Here is a 596-nt window from a genome sequence, read left to right as displayed (position 1 = left end):
CTTACTGGGGAGTTGATGGTGATGGGAATAAAACCGATTTAAATATCGGCGGGCTTATGGGTAAGGTTAACTTGTCTCCTATGGCTAGTATTCCAAAAGCAGGGGAATACCAACCGTGGCAACCCACTACGCTAGACGACTTAACTAAAACGGTGGGCTAACTGATGGCTAAAGTAAACGGTATCAACCAAATGGGTGCAGCTGCAGCCAATGCAAACGATGAAGAAAACTTAACACCAGAGGAAGAAACCCAGCTTGCTGAAGCAATGAAAGTCGCCCAAGTGATTATCCACGGCGAAGGGCAAACTGGCGATCAAATTGCTGCCATGATTAAGGACTCCGAAGAGATTGCCAAAGGCATTGGTAGCGCTGTGGCCGCTGTGCTTATTGCGGTATCCAAGCAAATGGAGTTTAGCGACGATATTAAGCTGGTTTTGGCTACTGAAATATTGATTGAATTATCTGATATAGCTGTCGATGCGGGTGCCTTAGCAGAAGATGAAATTACTGAGCAATTTGTTGATACTGCCGTAAGCCAAGCCTATAGCGCTTATATATCTACTAAAGAGGCGATGGGTGAGCTTGATGTTAATGAG

At 45.1% G+C, this 596-nt stretch carries 1 protein-coding gene; it reads left to right on the top strand.

Going from position 1 to position 596, the window contains the following annotated elements; all coding sequences use genetic code 11:
- Positions 1–164 precede the first annotated feature (164 nt).
- The coding region (locus L5M28_RS24100) for a hypothetical protein (protein ID WP_263204548.1) at positions 165–596 on the top strand (432 nt) is incomplete at its 3' end.

It is taken from the genome of Shewanella sp. SW32 (genome assembly GCF_025653365.1).
Lineage (GTDB): Bacteria > Pseudomonadota > Gammaproteobacteria > Enterobacterales > Shewanellaceae > Shewanella > Shewanella oncorhynchi.
Note: the sequence above shows the minus strand (reverse complement) of the source record. Positions and strands in the feature narration are given on the sequence as shown.